The sequence below is a fragment of the uncultured Eudoraea sp. genome, assembly GCF_947258525.1.
Taxonomy (GTDB): Bacteria; Bacteroidota; Bacteroidia; order Flavobacteriales; family Flavobacteriaceae; genus Eudoraea.
Genome location: NZ_CAMYIP010000010.1, coordinates 1 through 4,552, shown reverse-complemented (window position 1 = coordinate 4,552; position 4,552 = coordinate 1). Strand labels below are relative to the sequence as shown.

Genomic DNA, 4,552 nt, shown 5'->3' with positions numbered 1-4,552 from the left:
CCTTTTTATTTATTATTGATTTGGTTCTTTACCAACAAGCATTGGTGGTATCATATCCTTCTAGTGCCTATTTGTATGTATGCCTTCCAAATGTTAGAAGTCTTTTACTACCATGATGATACTGTTGTAGATACAGAAAATACTTTATGGATCTTACCGGTCTGTATGGTCGTTATTCCTTTTGTTTATTTTATTAGGGTGAAACTCTATGACAAATACGTGCATGGGATTGACCTGGACGCTATGGATGCGGAACTACAATACTACAAGGACAAAGAAAGACGGGAAAATGAAAAAATAGGTGTTAAGCAAAAAATGGAAAATCAAATGGAAGAAGATTTATCCAAAAAAACACCGGACAATGCCTTAAAGAATACATTTAAACAATTACAGCAATCTTTAAGAAGTCTGTTTAATATGTTTTTATAGCATAACATAAACAATAATTAACCCCAATCCTGCTCTTTAAAAGCAGGATTTTTTTTGCCCTGGCCCTACTAACCCATTCGATCAAAAAAAAATCGTAATTTTGAGATGGACTGTAACTAAACGGTTACGAATTACCTCTTATGAATCAACCTTCCTCACCATTCAGTAAACAACAGTTGCTTCCACAGGAAGAAACCCTGGAAGTTTTAAAACAAAAAGGAGAGCTCTTTATAGGGATCCCAAACGAAAACCAATACCAGGAAAAGCGCATTTGCCTAACTCCGGACGCCGTAAATGCCTTAACAGCTAATGGTCACCGGGTCTTAATGGAAGCCGGGGCAGGGGAAAGTGCCAGCTACACCGATAAGGAATATACGGAGGCCGGGGCCGAGATAAGCCGGGATACCAAGAAAGTATTTTCTTGTCCGCTGTTATTAAAAGTAGAACCCCCTACCCTGTCGGAAATTCAATTGATGAATCCGCAGGCAACTATTATCTCTGCCTTACAAATTAAAACAAGGTCTAAGGAATATTTTGAAGAATTGGCCAAAAAACGGATTACCGCAGTAGCTTTTGAATACATACGTGATGAAGATGGAAAATATCCCGCAGTACGTTCACTTAGTGAAATAGCCGGGATAGCTTCCGTATTAATAGCTTCCGAAATTATGGCGGCGACCAATCAGGGCAATGGACTTATGTTTGGCAATATTAGTGGGGTACCTCCTATAGAAGTGGTCATCCTTGGTGCCGGCACTGTTGGTGAATTTGCTGCACGCTCTGCATTAGGGCTTGGTGCCAATGTAAAAGTTTTTGATAACTCCCTTACGAAATTAAGAAACATTCAAACCAATTTAAATCAGACCATTTACACCTCCACCTTGCAACCTAAAAACCTGCTAAAGAGCCTGAAGCGATGTGATGTGGCAATAGGTGCCGTACGCGGTAACGACAGATCTCCTATCGTAGTTTCCAAAACTATGGTAGAACATATGAAAAAAGGGTCGGTCATCATTGATGTGAGTATAGATATGGGAGGCTGCTTTGAAACCAGCGAGCTTACCACCCATGACAAACCCACACGAGAAAAATACGGGGTAATCCATTACGGCGTACCCAATATTCCGGCGAGATACCCCAGAACATCTTCGGTATCTATCAGTAATATTTTTACACCATATCTTTTGAAAATTGGTGAAGACGGCGGATTAGAAAATTCCCTGAGATTTGACAAAGGCCTTCGCAACGGCCTATACATGTATCACGGGATACTAACCAACAAATCTGTTGGAGAATGGTTCGATCTTAAGTATAGTGATATCAACTTTCTTATTTTTTAGTTCATGGCATTTTTAAAACGCTTGGGATTTTACCTCATAGGTCTGTCCTTAGGACTTATTGTCTTTTTCTATCTCATTAAAAAGAAATCAGATGAAACCGGAGCCACCTTTTGTTATCTGCCCAATTGCAGGGTATTAAAAGAACTACGCTCTAAACCACTGTTGTATTCAGAAAATATGGATCAGCTTGTAAGGGACCAGGTCATCGACTCCCTCACTATTGCTTATTTTCTCAATGAAGGAGATGTCAACTTTAAAAAGAGCAATACCAAAACTACCGGCTGTAAAACCTACTTTATTGAAGCCGAGGTAAAAGAAAAATTATCGGCTTTAAGTGTTAAAAACTGTGATAGCACTGTACTTCTAGAAAACTATCAAATACTTGAATAATAGATTAGAATTCCCGGTAGCCACAAAGGGAACAAAACCAAAACGCATTATTTTACGTATTTAAATACATAAGTATACTAAAATAGGCTGTTTTGGAGTTATTATTTAGGATCAATAAGCCTCGTTAAATCACTTTTGGATCAATTATTGATTAAATAGTTTTTGACCGGGAATTTTGGTCTGCCTCTAAAACCTGAAGGCCCGTTTTAGAACTGTGATAATAAATCATGATGAAAAATCTACTTTTTCTGCTTCTTTGGTTCGCTTTCGGACCCCTAACCCAGGCAAATGATGGGCCTGCACCTCTAAACAGCAGTATAGACAACCCTATTGAGTTGAGCAAAAAGATCATTACTGAGGCCGGCAACTCCTGGAGTGAAGATGCAAAACGCACTATACTAGAAACATATGGCGCAGATAACTATGCCAAAACCGCAAACAAGAATTATATTTTACTGGAATCCCCAAGCCTGGTATTTGACTATTTCCAAGCCGGATTTGCGAATTCACAGGAACTTTTAAGCAAAGAACAGTTTCTCGAAATTTTGAATCAGGCGGTCAATTCGCCCGCTAAAGCAAGTAACGAGCTGGCCAAAGCAAGTATAGAACAGGGATTAAGAGAATACCTGGTGGCTCATAATATAGCGAGCAAATTCAGAGAAACCAATTCCCTCAGCAATGAAGAAGCCATTACGTTTTTGGACAATAGATTCGGTTATAACAAACTTAGTTTGGCCCAAAGCTTAATTAAGTCGAGCGATATGGGTAACGAGCCTGCTCCAAAGGCGAAAGTCTCCAAAAAATTAATATCCAGGATTAATAAAATTAAAAAGACCTATCCCAACCAAATACCACTGATCAATGTTCTGGCTGAATTGGAAGAATTCTATCAGTTATTGAAAGAGGCCAATGTTGGCCTGACCGCTTATTTACCCTATACTAATTTTAAGAACTCCGCATTTAAACTTAATAAGCAAAGAATAAAAGAAAGGATACAATATCGTTCATCTTTAGAAATTACCTATCCAACAAATGGCACGGTTTGGATAATTCCAAACCCTGTGGAAATTAAATGGACAACGTCCAATATGGATGAAAGCAAAACCATTAAATTCTTTCTAACCAGGGATGATGTAGTGATACAAGAGCTGGGTATTTTTAAGAACAATCATAACGCTGTTGATATTAAACTCAGAAGAGGTATTCCGGCAGGAGACAAATATAAAATTATGGGGATTGAACTCTATCCAGTAAATAAATACCATATTGCAAAATTTGCCACTCCCTATTTTACGATAAAAAAGGAAGAGAGAAAACCCGAAGAAATTATAGTTGAGGAACCCGCGGAAGAAATAGTTGATGCACAGGTTGAAATACAGGAGACGCCTGCACAGGAAGAAGTTATTATAAAAGAGGTTGAGGGCGCAGCCATCGAAGTAGTTGAAGAACCAGTGGTAGAAGCTGAACAACCTGAGGCAGTGCCCACAAAAACCGTAGTCGAGGAAACAGCAGCCCCGGTAGTGAAGGAAGTAAAAAAGCCAAAAAGAATGTCCTTTGAAGGCAGAAAGATTACCTACCAAAAAGAACTGATGGTTGAGAACGAAAACATCATTATTAATCTTTACGATCACGGGAGACAAGATGGTGATATCGTTTCTATTTACCTTAATGGCGAAGAGGTAGTGGGCAAGCATGTGCTCACCTATAAGAAAAAGAGTTTTGAGGTTAAGCTCAACCCAACTGCCACCAATGATTTATTTCTCTACGCCCATAACCTGGGTAATTTTCCACCGAACACGGTCTCTATTGAAATTAAAGATGGTAGCAATTCGGAAAATATAGTACTGAATTCTGACCTGTCTAGTTGCGAAGCTGTTTTAATTAATGTAAAGCAGTAAATCCATTTTACCTTATCGAAAAATTATCTTTAACATATAGGACATGTAACAGTAAATGTAAGTTATAGTTCAAACAATAGATAAGCAATTATTACTCCCATAGAAATCCAAATAAATCTGTGTATTCTGGATGTTTCCTTTGTTTCTGAAGCAATAAGGACTCCATTTTTGGTTAACTCCAAATCAATACTCCTTTTAGAAAATAGTTTATACCTGGAGCTTAATTGGTAGTCATCTGAAGCTAATTTAAAATCATGCGTTGTGCCGGTTATTGAAAACTTACTGGAAAGCACGGTGCCGTCTACTATGACAGATTCTTTGCCATAAAAAGTATTGTAAAATTCTATTTTATTCTCACCATCCTTAAGTTCCGCATACTTCATACTATGGAATTTCTACTATGTTATAATAATTGGATATAATTTTTAACTATATCTTTCTTCGGATCCGTTCTTTCTTTAGGAGTTCCAATTCCCTGTTCGTCTGCCCTGCAAC

General features: G+C 38.1%; 5 protein-coding genes. 4 read left to right on the top strand and 1 reads right to left on the bottom strand.

Annotated elements, in window-relative coordinates; translation table 11 throughout:
* The 4 genes from Q0X89_RS00365 to Q0X89_RS00350 all read left to right on the top strand — a co-directional run.
* On the top strand, nt 1-429 hold a 429-nt coding region (locus Q0X89_RS00365), incomplete at its 5' end, for a hypothetical protein (RefSeq protein WP_297690624.1).
* A 140-nt stretch (nt 430-569) separates the two neighbouring features.
* Nucleotides 570-1,769, top strand: a complete 1,200-nt coding sequence (locus Q0X89_RS00360; RefSeq protein WP_297690623.1) for an alanine dehydrogenase — start codon at nt 570-572, stop codon at nt 1,767-1,769.
* A gap of 3 nt (nt 1,770-1,772) precedes the next feature.
* Nucleotides 1,773-2,159 (top strand): DUF4258 domain-containing protein, encoded by a 387-nt coding sequence (locus Q0X89_RS00355; RefSeq protein ID WP_297690622.1) that lies wholly within the window; start codon nt 1,773-1,775, stop codon nt 2,157-2,159.
* Nucleotides 2,160-2,386: 227 nt separating this feature from the next.
* Nucleotides 2,387-4,057 (top strand): hypothetical protein, encoded by a 1,671-nt coding sequence (locus tag Q0X89_RS00350; protein ID WP_297690621.1) that lies wholly within the window; start codon nt 2,387-2,389, stop codon nt 4,055-4,057.
* 62 nt (nt 4,058-4,119) lie between these two features.
* On the opposite strand, the gene Q0X89_RS00345 is transcribed toward Q0X89_RS00350, so the two are convergent.
* Nucleotides 4,120-4,440 carry a hypothetical protein gene (locus Q0X89_RS00345; protein ID WP_297690620.1) on the bottom strand — a complete coding sequence of 107 codons (321 nt, stop codon included), beginning with the start codon at nt 4,438-4,440 and terminating at the stop codon, nt 4,120-4,122.
* Between the last annotated feature and the right edge of the window lie 112 nt (nt 4,441-4,552).

Excerpts from the sequence above, each read along its gene's own strand:
- Q0X89_RS00345 (WP_297690620.1), bottom strand. The coding sequence starts at position 4,440 with ATGAAGTATGCGGAACTTAAGGATGGTGAGAATAAAATAGAATTTTAC.
- Q0X89_RS00350 (WP_297690621.1), top strand. The coding sequence starts at position 2,387 with ATGATGAAAAATCTACTTTTTCTGCTTCTTTGGTTCGCTTTCGGACCC.
- Q0X89_RS00360 (WP_297690623.1), top strand. The coding sequence starts at position 570 with ATGAATCAACCTTCCTCACCATTCAGTAAACAACAGTTGCTTCCACAG.
- Q0X89_RS00355 (WP_297690622.1), top strand. The coding sequence starts at position 1,773 with ATGGCATTTTTAAAACGCTTGGGATTTTACCTCATAGGTCTGTCCTTA.